17 protein-coding genes and 1 pseudogene are annotated in these 14,512 nt (G+C 41.2%); 11 read left to right on the forward strand and 7 right to left on the reverse strand.

All coding sequences use genetic code 11. From position 1 onward, the window contains the following. The first annotated feature begins 139 nt into the window (after positions 1-139). Positions 140-688, forward strand: a complete 549-nt coding sequence (locus ACE3G9_RS12310; protein ID WP_417881310.1) for a manganese efflux pump MntP — start codon at positions 140-142, stop codon at positions 686-688. Between the two features lie 74 nt (positions 689-762). Further along, on the forward strand, positions 763-999 hold the full coding sequence (locus ACE3G9_RS12315; protein WP_417881311.1) for a hypothetical protein: 237 nt from the start codon (positions 763-765) through the stop codon (positions 997-999). A 50-nt stretch (positions 1,000-1,049) separates the two neighbouring features. Here the strand turns inward: ACE3G9_RS12315 and tusA are convergent, their stop codons facing one another. Together tusA and cyaY are read right to left on the reverse strand one after the other, a co-directional pair. Next, positions 1,050-1,298, reverse strand: coding sequence for a sulfurtransferase TusA (gene tusA, locus ACE3G9_RS12320; protein WP_417881312.1), 249 nt, complete (start codon positions 1,296-1,298; stop codon positions 1,050-1,052). 286 nt (positions 1,299-1,584) lie between these two features. Next, on the reverse strand, positions 1,585-1,899 hold the full coding sequence (gene cyaY / locus ACE3G9_RS12325) for an iron donor protein CyaY (protein WP_027695089.1): 315 nt from the start codon (positions 1,897-1,899) through the stop codon (positions 1,585-1,587). Between the two features lie 95 nt (positions 1,900-1,994). Between cyaY and lptM the strand changes: the two are divergent. The 6 genes and pseudogenes from lptM to yigB form a co-directional block, all read left to right on the forward strand. Then, a pseudogene (lptM, locus tag ACE3G9_RS12330) lies at positions 1,995-2,084 on the forward strand (LPS translocon maturation chaperone LptM); the annotation flags it as partial. A gap of 152 nt (positions 2,085-2,236) precedes the next feature. Then, positions 2,237-3,490: a diaminopimelate decarboxylase gene (gene lysA / locus ACE3G9_RS12335; protein ID WP_417881314.1), complete on the forward strand. Its 1,254-nt coding sequence runs from the start codon at positions 2,237-2,239 to the stop codon at positions 3,488-3,490. Between the two features lie 61 nt (positions 3,491-3,551). Continuing rightward, positions 3,552-4,382 (forward strand): diaminopimelate epimerase, encoded by an 831-nt coding sequence (gene dapF / locus ACE3G9_RS12340; RefSeq protein WP_449219269.1) that lies wholly within the window; start codon positions 3,552-3,554, stop codon positions 4,380-4,382. Between the two features lie 168 nt (positions 4,383-4,550). Next, positions 4,551-5,270 (forward strand): DUF484 family protein, encoded by a 720-nt coding sequence (locus ACE3G9_RS12345; RefSeq protein ID WP_449219270.1) that lies wholly within the window; start codon positions 4,551-4,553, stop codon positions 5,268-5,270. Then, positions 5,260-6,201: a tyrosine recombinase XerC gene (gene xerC, locus ACE3G9_RS12350; RefSeq protein ID WP_449219271.1), complete on the forward strand. Its 942-nt coding sequence runs from the start codon at positions 5,260-5,262 to the stop codon at positions 6,199-6,201. The genes ACE3G9_RS12345 and xerC overlap by 11 nt, the downstream gene beginning before the upstream one ends. Positions 6,202-6,238: 37 nt before the next feature. Continuing rightward, on the forward strand, positions 6,239-6,961 hold the full coding sequence (gene yigB, locus ACE3G9_RS12355) for a 5-amino-6-(5-phospho-D-ribitylamino)uracil phosphatase YigB (protein WP_449219272.1): 723 nt from the start codon (positions 6,239-6,241) through the stop codon (positions 6,959-6,961). A gap of 199 nt (positions 6,962-7,160) precedes the next feature. Here yigB and ACE3G9_RS12360 read toward each other — a convergent pair whose 3' ends face one another. Next, positions 7,161-7,775: a tRNA-uridine aminocarboxypropyltransferase gene (locus tag ACE3G9_RS12360; protein ID WP_449219273.1), complete on the reverse strand. Its 615-nt coding sequence runs from the start codon at positions 7,773-7,775 to the stop codon at positions 7,161-7,163. A gap of 91 nt (positions 7,776-7,866) precedes the next feature. Then, on the reverse strand, positions 7,867-8,907 hold the full coding sequence (locus ACE3G9_RS12365) for a hypothetical protein (protein WP_449219274.1): 1,041 nt from the start codon (positions 8,905-8,907) through the stop codon (positions 7,867-7,869). A gap of 120 nt (positions 8,908-9,027) precedes the next feature. Between ACE3G9_RS12365 and ACE3G9_RS12370 the strand changes: the two genes are divergently transcribed. After that, positions 9,028-9,480, forward strand: a complete 453-nt coding sequence (locus ACE3G9_RS12370; RefSeq protein ID WP_417881321.1) for an EVE domain-containing protein — start codon at positions 9,028-9,030, stop codon at positions 9,478-9,480. Positions 9,481-9,532: 52 nt separating this feature from the next. On the opposite strand, the gene ACE3G9_RS12375 is transcribed toward ACE3G9_RS12370, so the two are convergent. Together ACE3G9_RS12375 and ACE3G9_RS12380 are read right to left on the reverse strand one after the other, a co-directional pair. Continuing rightward, positions 9,533-10,390, reverse strand: coding sequence for a Cof-type HAD-IIB family hydrolase (locus tag ACE3G9_RS12375; RefSeq protein ID WP_417881322.1), 858 nt, complete (start codon positions 10,388-10,390; stop codon positions 9,533-9,535). 139 nt (positions 10,391-10,529) lie between these two features. Next, the gene (locus tag ACE3G9_RS12380) at positions 10,530-11,549 is read right to left on the reverse strand and encodes an alpha/beta fold hydrolase (RefSeq protein WP_449219275.1); all 1,020 of its coding nucleotides are present in this window, start codon (positions 11,547-11,549) and stop codon (positions 10,530-10,532) included. Positions 11,550-11,728: 179 nt separating this feature from the next. Here ACE3G9_RS12380 and ACE3G9_RS12385 point away from each other — a divergent pair, with 179 nt between their 5' ends. Next, the gene (locus tag ACE3G9_RS12385; protein ID WP_417881324.1) at positions 11,729-12,787 is read left to right on the forward strand and encodes an acyltransferase; all 1,059 of its coding nucleotides are present in this window, start codon (positions 11,729-11,731) and stop codon (positions 12,785-12,787) included. An 11-nt stretch (positions 12,788-12,798) separates the two neighbouring features. Here the strand turns inward: ACE3G9_RS12385 and ACE3G9_RS12390 are convergent, their stop codons facing one another. Further along, the gene (locus tag ACE3G9_RS12390) at positions 12,799-13,131 is read right to left on the reverse strand and encodes a DUF2500 domain-containing protein (RefSeq protein ID WP_417881325.1); all 333 of its coding nucleotides are present in this window, start codon (positions 13,129-13,131) and stop codon (positions 12,799-12,801) included. Between the two features lie 251 nt (positions 13,132-13,382). On the opposite strand from ACE3G9_RS12390, the gene ACE3G9_RS12395 reads away from it, so the two are divergent. Then, entirely contained in the window at positions 13,383-13,751 is a 369-nt protein-coding gene (locus ACE3G9_RS12395) for a DUF4145 domain-containing protein (RefSeq protein WP_417881326.1), read from the forward strand. The last annotated feature ends 761 nt before the right edge of the window (positions 13,752-14,512 follow it).

Raw genomic sequence — 14,512 nt, forward strand, 5'->3', positions numbered from 1 at the left:
AGTATAGCGAGTTCATGAATCACCCTCAATCTACTATTGCAGTAAAGGCTTTATTGATTGAATGAAAAGCGAGGAACTTATATCCTTTTGCGACAAAAAAGCCATTAACGACGAAAAATATAAATGTGAGTAATAGGCAATGTGGGATGTACTGTTTTTAGCGCTAGCATTAAGCATGGATGCGTTCGCGGTTTCGATTGGTTTAGGGGCAAAATTAGTTGGCCAAACTAAGAAACCGACTGCATTAGCCATAAAGGCTGGGGTCTACTTTGGTGTAGCGCAAGCACTGATGCCATTTATCGGATTTTTAGGTGGTCAGGGCGTACTAGGTTGGGTTGAAGGTTATGCGCCTTATATTGCCTTTGTGTTGTTATTGTTTATTGGCGGCAAGATGGTTTATGAGTCGTTTGTCGAAGGCATTGAAGAAGATTTTTGCCAGATCACTCACCGAGTCATGTTAACTCTGGCGATTGCCACTAGTGTTGATGCGATGGCGGCGGGTTTTAGTTTGCCGCTGCTTGATGTCGATCCATTTTTAGCCTGTGCTTTGATTGGTATTGTCACTTTCTTGTTTAGTTTTCTTGGGGTGTTTATTGGCCGTAAAAGCGGTACTTGGTTGGAAAGTAAGGCGGAACTGTTAGGTGGTTTGGTATTGATAGGAATCGCCTTTAAGTTTTTATTGGTTTAGTGATCTTTAATTCATCCATTTGTCATGCTTGTCACTATACTATTTATAAGCCCTATTAATAGTGAGGTGATGCGATGTTGATACGTTACGCAGGTATGACCCCAAAGAGCCAAAGTTATTTATTTACCTTTGGTTTGGCCTTAACTTTAATTGGTATGATGATCACGGATATGTGGCTGCCGATGGTGGCAGGTGCGATTATTTTAGCCGGGCTGGCGGTTGAATCTTGGATCCGAATTCTCTACATCATTCCAATGAAGAAACAGCTCACCGAGCTGACGGTGCGGTTAACTCGGCTTGAGCATAAGTAACCTAAACTAAATATTACAGCGGTCTATTCTTGGTTAAGGATAGGCCGCTTTTAGTTTAATCCTTTTTTAATCACAAACTGGTACGGTAGGTCGTCGGTACTGGCTTGTAATAGCTGGTGGTCCATAAAGCGGCAGAAGCTCGGAATATCACGAGTGGTCGATGGATCATCGGCGGTGATTAATAATATTTCGCCATCTTGCATGGTACGAATCGTCTTTCTTACCATCATCACTGGCTCTGGGCAGCGCAAGCCTAGGGCATCCAATGTTTTACTGGCATTTTTAGGGTTGAATGACATAACCGTTTAACTCTTAGTGTGATATGTGACGAAAAATGAACCGAGATAATACTGATGGAGAAAAAAAAGGCAATCGGGATTTAGTAAAGCGAGTTTTATTTACTAGTGTTAATGGCGTGAGTTCAGTGTATCTATTATTGATGGAATGGACTAACTCTTGCTTCCAATCTGAATTCTACATGTTTAAGTTACTTGGGTATTATAGTTAATTCGCTTATTTGCTGCCGCTATTCGAATATTCACGAATAGCGGTTTTCTTTTTTCTTCAGTCTTTAAACCTTTGGCGTTATGCCCACTCAATGGTTTCGTTGGCATGTTTCTCACATTCAGTTTTTACTAGGCTGAAAAGTTCTGCGCCTGTTTTTGAGCAAATCCACTCACCATCATTATATTTGAAATGGTAGCCACCGGATTTTGATGCTAGCCAAATTTCATGCATTGGTTCTTGGCGGTTAATAATGATTTGGCTACGGTCTTCAAATTCGAGTGTCATCACATTACCTGACACGTCATAATCGATATCTGCGCCAGAATCATCAATCGCTTCTTCAATTTGTGTCATCTGAATATCGACTAATTGGTGGAATTCCGTATCGTTCATTGGTTTCATCCTATTGGTTGAGATAGCTTGGCTATTGCTTTTCTTGTGTGTGGTGCGATTATAGGGGGCATTGAATCATTAATCACGATATCACAATGAAAAAAACAACTTTTAGCTTACTTGCATTAACCGTACTTGGTTTAGCTGGTTGTGGTCAAACTGGGCCACTTTACTTACCGGATGAAGAGCCAACGCCGGTTAATACTGGTGAGGTTTCTATTTCAGGTGCAGATGGCGGAACTGTAACCGTTAAACCTGTAGAAACGGAGCAACCAGAACCCGCGACAGAATCGACTCAGCCTGCAGAGGCTCAAGACGCAGAATAAGGAAGAGAACATTGGATTTTTTTAATTATCAGGATGATGGTCAGCTTTGGGCTGAAGACGTCTCTCTTACGCAATTGGCACAACAACATGGCACACCTCTTTATGTGTATTCTCGTGCCACATTAGAGCGCCATTGGAAAGCATTTGATTCCTCGGTTGCTGATCACCCGCATTTAGTTTGTTATGCCGTGAAAGCCAATTCGAACATTGGTGTGCTTAATGTATTGGCTCGTTTAGGTTCTGGTTTTGATATCGTATCTGGTGGTGAACTTGAGCGAGTGATTGCTGCAGGTGGCGATCCGAAAAAAGTAGTGTTTTCTGGGGTAGGTAAAACCAGCGCTGAAATGAAGCGTGCGTTAGAGCTTGGTATTAAGTGCTTTAATGTGGAATCTGAACCTGAGCTTGAGCGCTTAAATAAAGTCGCCGGTGAGCTGGGTGTGATTGCTCCGATTTCTCTGCGTATTAACCCAGATGTTGATGCACATACTCACCCTTATATTTCGACTGGTTTACGTGATAACAAATTTGGTATTGCGTTTGATCGTGCGCCGCAAGTGTATAAATTTGCGCATAGTTTAGAAAACCTCGATGTACAAGGCATTGATTGTCATATAGGTTCTCAATTAACCGACCTTGCGCCATTTATTGACGCGACTGATCGCTTACTTGCGCTGATTGACCAACTGACAGAGCAAGGCATTAATATTCGTCACCTTGATGTTGGTGGTGGTCTAGGTGTGGTGTATCGTGATGAATTGCCGCCACAACCGTCTGAATATGCCAAAGCCTTATTATCTCGTTTAGAAAATCACGGTCATTTAGAGCTAGTGTTTGAACCGGGACGTGCCATTGCAGCAAATGCGGGCGTACTACTGACTAAGGTAGAACTACTCAAACCTACCGAGCATAAAAACTTTGCGGTGATTGATGCAGCAATGAATGATTTGATTCGTCCTGCTTTGTACCAAGCTTGGATGGATATTGTGCCGGTAGCGCCTCGTCAAGGCCAGCCTGCTACTTATGATTTAGTTGGCCCAATTTGTGAAACTGGTGACTTCTTAGGTAAAGATCGCGAGTTAGTGCTAAAAGAAGGCGATTTATTGGCAGTACGCTCTGCTGGTGCTTATGGGTTTGTGATGTCTTCTAACTACAATACCCGCATTCGCGCTGCTGAAGTGATGGTGGATGGCTCTGCTGTTCATCTTGTTCGCCAGAGAGAAGAGTTGAGCAGCTTGTGGGAATTGGAAAATATCCTACCAGAATAATAAAAACAATATGCCCCAGTTTTTGATCTCTGGGGCATTTTATATGAATTAATGAGGCGATATGCATTTCCATTTTTCTAAAATGCACGGTTTGGGTAATGACTTTATGGTGGTCGATTGTATTACTCAAAATATCTTCTTTTCGCCGGATTTGATCCGGCGTTTGGCCGATCGCCATACTGGCGTTGGTTTTGATCAATTGCTGGTGGTAGAAGCGCCCTATGATCCAGAAACTGACTTTCATTACCGTATCTTTAATGCCGATGGCAGTGAAGTAGAACAATGTGGTAACGGCGCACGCTGTTTTGCCCGTTTTGTACGCATGAAAGGGCTCACTAATAAATACAGCATAAATGTCAGTACCAAAAAAGGTCGCATGGTGCTTAAAGTGGACAGTTTAGATTCAGTGACCGTTAACATGGGTCAGCCAATTTTTGAGCCAAGCAAAATACCGTTTAAAGCAAAACAATCGGAAAAGACCTATATTTTACGTGCAGGTGAACACACATTATTTTGTGGCGCAGTCAGCATGGGTAACCCACATGTGGTGACTATTGTTGAAGATGTTGATATTTTTGATGTCGATAACATCGGCCCGTTAATGGAATCTCATGAGCGTTTTCCTGAGCGAGTGAATGCCGGCTTTATGCAAATCATTGACCGTAAAAACGTTAAGTTACGTGTGTATGAGCGTGGTGCGGGTGAAACTCAAGCTTGCGGTAGCGGTGCCTGTGCTGCGGTTGCAATCGGTATTGACCAAGGTGTGCTTGATCAAGAAGTGACGGTACAGTTGCCAGGCGGAAAATTACGTATATTTTGGCAAGGTCAGGGTAAGCCGCTATACATGACAGGCCCTGTGGCACATATATATGACGGCCAAATTAGCTGCTAAATATACCCATCGTACTTGAATCTGCAGCTTTGTTGACGGCGTTCATTCTCCTCAATCACATAGGCGAGCTATGCTCATGAGGCCTCATTCACTTGTCGCCTCACTGCAACTCCAATTACTTTGGCTATAGAATATAGTTAACAACACATTTCAAACATAGAGTGAGTGATGCAAGCGGATCATTTGACTGCCGAAACGGTAGCAGAATATTTAAAAGACAATCCTGATTTCTTTTTACATCGTCCTGAGCTGGTGGACCGCTTAGCCATTTCCCATCAGCAGCAAGGGGCGGTTTCTTTGGTTGAAGTGCAAATGCGCCGTCAACGTCAGCGTATCGAAGAGCTTGAAGAAGACATTACGCAAATGATGTCTTTGGCAGCCAAAAACGATCGCACTTTCCATCAATTAATGGAGTTGCAAAAGTCGTTACTGGCTTGTCAATCAATCGAAGCACTTGATCAAGAAATCATGCAATATAGCCGTAAGATAGGCTTGAAATCACACCTTTTATTGGTTGAGCATGTTAATTCAAATTGGCACTTATCTTGCGATACCTACCAGAGATTTGTCACTAATCATTTAAATGGTAAAGATGCTTACCTTGGTCGCTTAAATCGCCAAGACCGTTATGCGTTATTTGGCGGTGATCGTTTTGCTAACAATGAGATGTCCGAATTAGGCTCTTATGTGATTTTGCCTTTAGCAGCGCATAGTAAAAAATTGGGCTTATTGGCTTTTTCTAGTCAAGAAGGCGGTCATTTTCAGCCAGAAATGGACACCTTGTTTTTGCGTCACCTGACCGAGTTAGTTACTTTTATGGTTCAGCTGCTTGATGAACAAATGGAATCGAGCGAGCTAGAAACCTTAAGCTGCGCCAATGAATCCTAATTTCCCAGCTAGTTTAGCGAGATCACTACAACGCTTTTATGATTATTTACATCATGAAAGAGGCTTAAGTGCCCATACTCAAGCTAACTATCAGCGTCAGTTAACCATTATGACTCAACAACTGATTGATATGGGGATTACCGAATGGCAGCAAGTCGACGCCGCGTGGGTAAGACAGTTGACCACTAAAGGAATGCGCGAAGGGTTAAAAGCTAGCAGCATTGGCACGCGTTTATCGTCTTTACGTAGCTTCTTTGATTATCTTATTTCGATCGATGAGTTAACCGCTAACCCAGCCAAAGGGGTAGCGGCGCCGAAGAAAAAACGCCCTTTACCTAAGAACCTTGATATCGATTCGGTTAGTCAGTTGTTGGAAATGAATGACGATGACCCACTTTCGATACGTGATCGTGCCATGATGGAATTGATGTACGGCGCAGGTCTACGTCTAGCCGAATTAGTTAGCATTGATACCAATCATGTACAGCTTAATATTGGTGAAATTCGTGTGATCGGTAAAGGCAATAAAGAGCGTAAAGCGCCGTTTTCTGGCCAAGCTAAGCAATGGTTAGAGCGTTGGTTACAAGTGCGTTCTAGTCTGGCTAATGAAGACGAGTCAGCATTATTTGTCTCCAAACGTGGCACACGCATTTCACATCGTAATGTGCAAAAACGCATGGAAGAGTGGGGTATTAAGCAAGGGGTCTCTAGTCATATTAGTCCACATAAATTGCGTCACTCATTTGCGACTCACATGTTGGAATCGAGCGGTAATTTAAGAGCGGTGCAAGAATTACTGGGTCATGAAAATATCTCGACTACCCAAATTTACACTAGCTTAGATTTTCAACATTTAGCGAAGGTTTACGATAACGCGCACCCTAGGGCGAAGAAAAATCGCGCGCCATCCAACTCTGAATCGGACGATTAACCTTTTATTCCACACTAAATCAAACTAGGAGCGACCTATGTCATTACGCTTTTATCGCAATATTCCCACCATTAAAGCTATGACGTTTGATTTAGATGATACCCTCTATGATAACCATCCTGTGATTGTCGGCCTTGAACAAAAGACCGCAGACTGGATGCATAAGCATCACCCCATCAGCCAAAACATGAGTCATCAAGAGTGGCGCTTGTTGAAATTCAAACTCGCCGAGCAAACGCCATTTCTACAAAGTGACGTTTCTGAGTGGCGTTTTCAGCAAATTCGTCAGGGATTAATCCATTTGGGTTACGATGATCCAAAAGCTTCTCAAGCGGCTAAATCGGCGATGGATCAAGTGGTGATTTGGCGTCATCAAATTGAAGTACCCCCCATGACCCACCACGTGATGGTTCAGCTTAAACAGAAAATGCCGCTGATCGCGATCACCAATGGTAACGTCAATCCCGATAAAATTGGTCTTGGTGAGTATTTTGATTTGGTGCTTAACGCCGGCCCAGATGGTTGGGCAAAACCCCATGCTCAAATGTTTGAAACCGCACTAGCGCATCTCGGCTTGCCTGCTGAACATGTTTTACATGTAGGTGATAACCTGATTTCCGATGTCGCAGGAGCCAAATACGTTGGCATGCAAGCCTGTTGGATTAATGATTATCACAAATCACTTAAACATGAAGATTATGGCCGAGTACTGCCGGATGTAGAGATCACCGCACTTGAGGATTTGATTAATTTTACGTAGCTCGTTGCTAGGGCGCTTTGCTTCTCGTGGCTCGGAAAAGGTCGCGAGTAGATTACATAATTTGAAAATCACTCTATGTGTAGACTTCTTTATCTGAAAAGTTAAGTTGCGTTCGAGACACGAGACACGAGACACGAGACACGAGACACGAGACACGAGACACGAGACACGAGACACGAGACACGAGACACGAGACACGCTAACCGTAAACTAAATGCTGCCTATCCGCCTCATACACCTTTAAAAACAACTCAAAATACTGTTGTAGTGATGAAAAGTCCTTGTGTGGCTCTCGTTGCTGCAACAGCGATATTCCAACCTCACAAGTACATAGATTTCCCGCTTCTTGATTGCGACGGAGGCGGTAGTTCGACGTTTGTTCACTTGATAGCACTACTTTCGGCAAGCGTTGTAGCCAAGGGCTTTTATTGAGCATTTTCTTGGCTTCTTGCCAGGTGCCATCCAAGATAATAAATAATGGTGAGCTTCGGTTCTCATGGATTTTTATCGAAGCCTGTAACTCACTCACTTCAATCGCATCTTCACTTGGAAACAGCAGATAACTTGGTTGTTCAGTAATTTGTTTTACTAGCTCTACTGGTGGATTTACGCGATCCCAAATATGCACTTGGCAATTAGATAAGTTATGGATGAGAAGTTTTCCGGTGTTGGTGGCGCGTTGGGTTTCTTTTGGATGCGTCAGTAGAGCAATCTGCGTAGTGCTATCAAGTATAGGGCGGTGACGGCAAATACATTGATAACGTAGACCACAGCGTGGGCATGCTGTGGTTTGAGTCGTGCTTTGCTGTGACATACTGGCTCTGCTGAATAGGTGGAAACGAGTTTATATCCAAGTAACTTCAAGGTGCTCTGAATTCTGCCTCTTGAAGTCACTTGGGTATAGTTTACATTTTTATCCCTTGTTGCGCTGCACTGATGTTATCGGAGAATAGGGTGACGTTGCCTTTTTTATCACTTACTGGCGCAGTAGAAGCATTAATCGGGTAGCTGACGCCGGTGTATTCCATCGCGTGATTGGATGCTTTGGTGCTGCCGCCACTTACTGGAATGATTAAATCACGCCAACCAAAGTGATGATAATTTGTGACTTGTATAGGCGTGCTTACTTGAGTGATACGGCTGTTAAAACGCCATTCATCATTATGGTTTTCAAACATTAAGAGGGTGCAACCGCCGGAGCCACACCAGTCGGTTAAGATAAATAATTCAGGTTGTTGGTCATTGTTAATATCGTAAGTTAGCCAGCGATAACGGTTGTTTTTTGGATCGGTACGGTTGTATTTAAAGTACTGACGTAAGGTGGCATCGACTTTGGCATCATATTGATTGCTGCCTTTAATGCTTGCGACTGCTAACGCATCAACTGGGCCTTGAGTGCTTTTTGCTCCTGCTTCGACCATCGTGGTTTCAACTTTCATTTTTTGTAGCGTTAAGCCATTCATGCCTAGGTTATATTCACCACCATTAATGATTTCTTTGCGAGCTTTGAGTTGAAAACCATCAACACTAAACACTCGCAGTGCTTTCACTTGGGTGTTTTCATGTTGAGTCATTAACACATGCACTTTCTGATCTTGTTGTTGCCAATAACCCGTTTCAACTAAGCCTTTATCTCCATTTTGATAATCATAATGAGTAATCGCGGTGTGGTCGGCATTCAGCACTAATCTGGTCGTTAAACCGGCGATAGGCTGGCTTTGATAAGTCCCTACGAATTGTTCGGCTGCCTTGTCTTTGGCTTGTTGTTGGCTAGCTAAAATGAAATCTTGCTCTGAAATGTTGTTGCTGTTCGAGTCCTGAGCCTTGCTGCTGGCCATTTCAATTGGTTCACTTTGTGCCAATAGTTGTGGTTCATCCGGTTGGCTGGAACATGCACTTAGTAACAATAGTGCAGAAAAACTCAATGGGATTGTATAAGCCTTCATGGTATTTTTTATTCCTTAATGATACGTAACCAAATGATTTATTTAACGCTGGTTATTTCTTTGTATAGCCAAGTAATTTCAAGTCACTTAGTAGACTGACAGCAAAACAGAAGGTTCATTATGGCATATTGGTTATTTAAAACTGAACCCGACACGTTTTCGATTGATACTTTGCGAGTGCAAAATATCGCGTGTTGGGAGGGAGTCCGCAATTATCAAGCCCGTAATATGTTGCGTGATGAAGTGAAAGTGGGGGATGAGGTTTTGATCTACCATTCTTCTTGCAAAAAGATTGGGGTAGCGGGCATCGCTAAAGTAGTGAAAGGCGCATACCCAGATCACTTCCAATTTGATCCAGAAAGCCCTTATTTTGATATTAAGTCTGAGCCGAGTAACCCACGATGGGTAATGGTGGATATTGAGTTTGTTCGTAAAACCAGTCGTATTATTAGCTTGGCAGAAATGAAAGCCATGCCCGAGTTGGAAAATATGCCTTTGGTGAAAAGAGGAAATCGTCTATCGATCATGCCTGTGAGTAAATTTGAATGGCAGGTAATTTTAGATAAAGAGTAGGTTACTTGTAGTGATAAAAAATGGCAGCTTAATTGAGCTGCCATTTTTTGATTCAACTACTTGTATGTATAGGAGACGATAACAAGTGATCTTCTAGGTAATGTGCGACGGCTTCGTCGATGCTGTTACCAATAATTTCATTGTTTGGTAGCGCTTTCATCACTTTGTCGTGAGCGGTGCCCATGATTAAACCTTTATACGCTGTGGCGAGCATTTCTACATCATTCATACCATCGCCAAACGAAATGCAGTTTTCAAGTTTTTTGCCCAGCTTTTTGGCCACGGCTAATAATGCATCCCCTTTTGATACATTAGGTGCCATGATTTCTAAACACCAAGGGGTTGAGAAGGCAATGCTGATGCGGTCACCAAACTGTTCTTTTAGCTGCTGTTCATAAGCGGCTAAATGATCATGATCGGTATGGGTAAAGAATAACTTAGCAATGTCTTCGGTTGGTGCGTTATTAATATCAAATAATGAATAATTAAACCCAGATTCTTGGTGATGCTTGCTGAGTTTTAGATCTTCTTTATCCGTCAGCCAATCATTGCTGCGATAGATGTGAATGCGATGGTCTGGATCTTGTTTGATGATATCGACAATCGGCTGAATCACATCTTCAGGCAGGTTTTTGCTGTATAATAATTCATTATCTGGCGAATGAACACGCGCGCCATTAGACGTGATCATATAAGCCGGAATGCCCGCACTAGCACGGAAGCTTTCCACATCAACATGATGGCGACCTGTGGCAAAAATAAACGTCATGCCTTTTTCATGTAGCTTCTTCAGGGTTTGCTTGGTGAATGCACCTAAGGTGTGATCGGGCAACAATAGCGTGCCATCTAAATCCGATGCAACAATATTCACATCTTGTAGAGCAGGTTGAGAAAGCGTGTGGTTTGACATATTGCCTCTATAGAATCATTTAAAAACAGGAATAGTTTACGTTAATTTAATAGGAAAAAAGAGGGTAAAGCTTGCATGGTTCATTTCCTCTTTTATCGCGAACAAAATTTAACTACAAAAGAACAACAGGCCCTAGGAATTAAGATTGTTGGGCAAAAAAATTCAGGCACTGAGCAAGAGCTTGGCTACGGAGTTCATCGGTTTCAAAAAACAATTCGTGGCGAGCACCTTGTATTATTGCTAATTTTGCTAACCCCGGCTTGGTTTTGTTGATCTTGTTGATGAAACGTTTTTGTGCGCTGTTATCGACCACGGTATCTTGACTGGCTTGCATCAAGAGTACGGGTAAATTCAACTTATGCGCTTCTTTACTACAGAGCTTAGCGGCGATTAATGATTGATGCGCCCAGTGAGTGCTGACGCCACCGAGTTGAATTTCGGGTTGTTGCTCATACAAGCTTCGGAACCATTGGTAACGCAGTGCACTGTGAGTGAGGTCATTAGTTTCAAAGGGTTTGTTATAATATGGTTTTTGTCCCGGCGTATAGATAGGCTCTGAGCTACGGGATGACATCCATTTAGTCAGTGGACCAGAGATCGGGCGAAGATACCATTGCATTTGAATGCCGATCATTGGTGCACTGAATGTAATTGCATCAAAATAATGGTTTGGATGAGTTTGCAGATAACGAGTTGAAATGGCCCCACCCATTGAGTGAGCCAAAATAAAGCGTTTTTGGTAACGGCTGAAATCAAACGCTTCGACGACATGATGCATATCTTTAATGTAGTAGTCGAAATGCTCAACATGGCCGATTTGTTTATCGGTGCAGCAACGTTCTGATATGCCTTGACCACGATGGTCATAAGAGTAAACGTCATAGCCTTGTTCTACGAGATCCCAAAACAATTCTTGATACTTATAAACACTCTCAATTCGACCATTGACCAATAGAATAACTTTGGTATTTTCAGGACGAGTGAAAGAAACCCAGTACAGTTTCTTGCCCTGCTGGCCTTCAATAAATCCTTCATTTCGGGATTGCCAAAATGGGCTTAAAGTCTGTTGTGAAAACGCGATCAACTCTTGTTCACGTTGCCAGTGTTTGTTGTGCTCAATCATATGCTGCTTAATCATTACGCAATTATGTTGCTTCAACTATGCCACTTTTTGTCTATCTTCCGTAGCGATTTCTTATCTATTTTATTGGGTCATTTTATGGTTTTAAATATAAAGCCTAGATGATGTAACGATAAGTTAAGTTTTGGTCAGGTTATAGCTATGCAGTTATTGTTGCTTTATGTTAGATGGATAAAGTAATCATGGAGTGACACGTTATGTCGCAAGTTAGCCAATCAACCCAGCCTAGTCAGCCAAGGGTTTTCTTCTTTGATTTATTGCGTTGCGTAGCGGCTATTTTTGTTATCGCTATTCATGTGCTGGCTCCTTATCGTCATGATCTTGGAGTGATTCCTTTTAATCAATGGGTCACCGCGGTGAGTCTCAATAGTATTTCTCGTTGGGCAGTACCTGTATTTATTATGATCTCAGGTGCTTTGTTATTAAGTGATCGTCGTCCATTTGATGCCAAATATTATCTGCAACGTCGATTTGGCAAAGTACTCGTCCCCTTTTTAATTTGGTCGCTATTTTATGCTTATCTTTCTGGTTGGGGAATCAATGGTTTTGATGGTGAACTTGCTTCCTCTGTGTTAGCGGATAGTTTTCATCATGCAACTTATTACCACCTTGGATTTTTCTATTATTTCCTTCCGTTATATTTCGTTGTTCCTTTCTTGCAAATATTAGTGCAAAAAATTGATAACACTGGGTTGTTCATCTTGGTGATGCTGTGGTTAATGACCACTGCCTTTTATTTACTGAGTTTTGATGGGCCATGGAGTAATCAATATTATTTATATAGTGGCTATTTGTTATTGGGTTATGTCTGTTATCAAAAATTACCGCTAAATCACTCGCTCGTGATAGGGCTGACAGTGTTGGGCGTCGCTGCATTATGGATGACAGGGTTTATGGTGATAACGGATAGTGTTGAAGTTGGTAAGTACACAGTGGGGCGTTGGCTTTCTTATAAAACGTTGAATACCGTATTAGCTGCTACAATGATATTTATGTTAGCTCGTTACTTTGGTGAGTTTATTGTCGGTAAGGCGAAGCGAGTGATTAGTTTTATTAGCGATTACAGTTTAGGGGTCTATATCTTGCATCCACTTTTTCTATGGCCGATGAAAACTTATGGTTGGCACCAAGGCCACCCAGTTTGGGTGATTCCAATTTGGGTAGTGTTGAGTGGCGTAGGATCGTTGGGGTTAAGTTGGTTAATTACTCGCTCTAATAAGACTTGTTGGTTATTGCCAGTGGTAAGAAAGTCTTAAGATAGTGGGGGTTATTCTTTTAATAAAGCAAAGTGAAGGAATTTATCACCTTGATAAGTGAGTGTGCCTTTATCTCCAGGGTTTAATGCGCTGTAGTAGTGGATACCCACTTTAAATTCTCGCTTAGGTCCCACTGGAAGTTTTTGAACATAAATCCAATGCTCTTGATCCTCTTGGCCAGATTGAGCTTCAGGAATATCGATAGTTTGTTTATCGATAACCATCACTTTGACTTGTTGTTCAGGCGCATCTAGCCCTAAGTTGTGCTTTTTATGAAATTGGCGATACATCCATGCCGCCAGTCCGATAAGTAAAATAAGGCTAATTAATAAAGTGATTGGCATTGTGATACATCCTAACTAATTAATTTTACAGTACATATACCCAAGTGATTTCAAGATGCAGAATTCAGAGTTATCCTCCTGAAACTCGTATCTTGAAGTTACTTGGATATAGTATCCAAATTGCGATAGATATTACCTACCCTAATAGAATAATTCGTGATCCAGTCTCGTTTTTGTCGACATATGACTAGTTTTATAGGGCTGATGTTGGTTTATTCTTATATATGATTCGTGGCTAAGAGGTGTGTAGAGTGTCCGATATTGAAAAAGTAGTTTTACATACTCGTCGTTTAGAACGTTTATTGAGAGAGCAGTATCATGCTAAAGGGCAAGGTTTAGTTGAGCTGACCGAAAGTTGCGTGACACGTTTGCCTCATGATGTTGCTCAAAGAATTCATTTAATAGCTCAAAGTCGTCAACAACTACTGGATGGTGAGATTGATTTGGAATTAACCGCTGATTTTATTCAGACGTGTATTGAGTGTGAAAAAGAACTGACACCACGAAGTGGTCGTTTTATTTGGGGAGTGGCTATTGTGTTAATGCTGGCAATGACACTAGGTGCGATTTTATTTTATTCAATTCATTGGGATGTGGTCGCTCATCATTTAAATTTGTAATCAAACCAAATTAACCGTTTGAATATAAACAAAAAAGGACGCTGCTAGCGTCCTTTTTTGTTTTAGTATTTGATTAAGAAATCATTGGTAGAGTCATTAAACCAACCATTACTGCAATCAATACCAATCCTTGTCTTTGAGATGTCGTCATGTGAAAACTTCCTTCTGGTTGATTAGATATGCAGCTAATATAACAAAAAAAATACAGTTGATCTAGATCTATTTAATATTGGCCTATAAATGTAAGTTTAGTGTAAGAAAAATCGCTAATTGTGACGATTAAATTTTTTTATTTTTATTTGTGAAATGCATGATTTCATTTATGGAGTTGTTGCTTTATTCTTAACTTGTTGATTTTTATTTGTTAAGTATGTTTTTTGTTTTTTAGTATTTTTATTTTTTTTTAAACCTATAATTTTGGTTGCTAGAATCTATGACCTTGTGTTTAACCGTTTAACTTTAATGGTAGGTGAAGTTTTAATGGATATGGAGAGCTTTTATCACTTTTAGGTAGGAAGATATAAGCTTATTTGACAATAGATTGTTTTTGTTTATTTTTTGGTTAATTTTAATACGCATTTTTATCGTTTAACTCACTGTTATATATGGAATTTATAAACTTGTTTATTTATTGCTCTATGAAAGTTTTGTTTTTATTATCTAAAGGGAGATTTTAGACCATTATGTTTGTTTTCTAGAGTTAATGATTAGAGGGGGATAATCAGGATCATTGCTTTTCTAACCTTGGCTATTTTAGCCTT

It is taken from the genome of Vibrio sp. E150_018, from assembly GCF_053544035.1.

Excerpts from the sequence above, each read along its gene's own strand:
- tusA (WP_417881312.1), bottom strand. The coding sequence starts at position 1,298 with ATGTCATTCAACCCTAAAAATGCCAGTAAAACATTGGATGCCCTAGGC.
- ACE3G9_RS12385 (WP_417881324.1), top strand. The coding sequence starts at position 11,729 with ATGTCGCAAGTTAGCCAATCAACCCAGCCTAGTCAGCCAAGGGTTTTC.
- ACE3G9_RS12310 (WP_417881310.1), top strand. The coding sequence starts at position 140 with ATGTGGGATGTACTGTTTTTAGCGCTAGCATTAAGCATGGATGCGTTC.
- dapF (WP_449219269.1), top strand. The coding sequence starts at position 3,552 with ATGCATTTCCATTTTTCTAAAATGCACGGTTTGGGTAATGACTTTATG.
- ACE3G9_RS12360 (WP_449219273.1), bottom strand. The coding sequence starts at position 7,775 with ATGTCACAGCAAAGCACGACTCAAACCACAGCATGCCCACGCTGTGGT.
- xerC (WP_449219271.1), top strand. The coding sequence starts at position 5,260 with ATGAATCCTAATTTCCCAGCTAGTTTAGCGAGATCACTACAACGCTTT.
- ACE3G9_RS12365 (WP_449219274.1), bottom strand. The coding sequence starts at position 8,907 with ATGAAGGCTTATACAATCCCATTGAGTTTTTCTGCACTATTGTTACTA.
- yigB (WP_449219272.1), top strand. The coding sequence starts at position 6,239 with ATGTCATTACGCTTTTATCGCAATATTCCCACCATTAAAGCTATGACG.
- ACE3G9_RS12375 (WP_417881322.1), bottom strand. The coding sequence starts at position 10,390 with ATGTCAAACCACACGCTTTCTCAACCTGCTCTACAAGATGTGAATATT.
- ACE3G9_RS12315 (WP_417881311.1), top strand. The coding sequence starts at position 763 with ATGTTGATACGTTACGCAGGTATGACCCCAAAGAGCCAAAGTTATTTA.
- ACE3G9_RS12390 (WP_417881325.1), bottom strand. The coding sequence starts at position 13,131 with ATGCCAATCACTTTATTAATTAGCCTTATTTTACTTATCGGACTGGCG.
- ACE3G9_RS12370 (WP_417881321.1), top strand. The coding sequence starts at position 9,028 with ATGGCATATTGGTTATTTAAAACTGAACCCGACACGTTTTCGATTGAT.
- ACE3G9_RS12345 (WP_449219270.1), top strand. The coding sequence starts at position 4,551 with ATGCAAGCGGATCATTTGACTGCCGAAACGGTAGCAGAATATTTAAAA.
- cyaY (WP_027695089.1), bottom strand. The coding sequence starts at position 1,899 with ATGAACGATACGGAATTCCACCAATTAGTCGATATTCAGATGACACAA.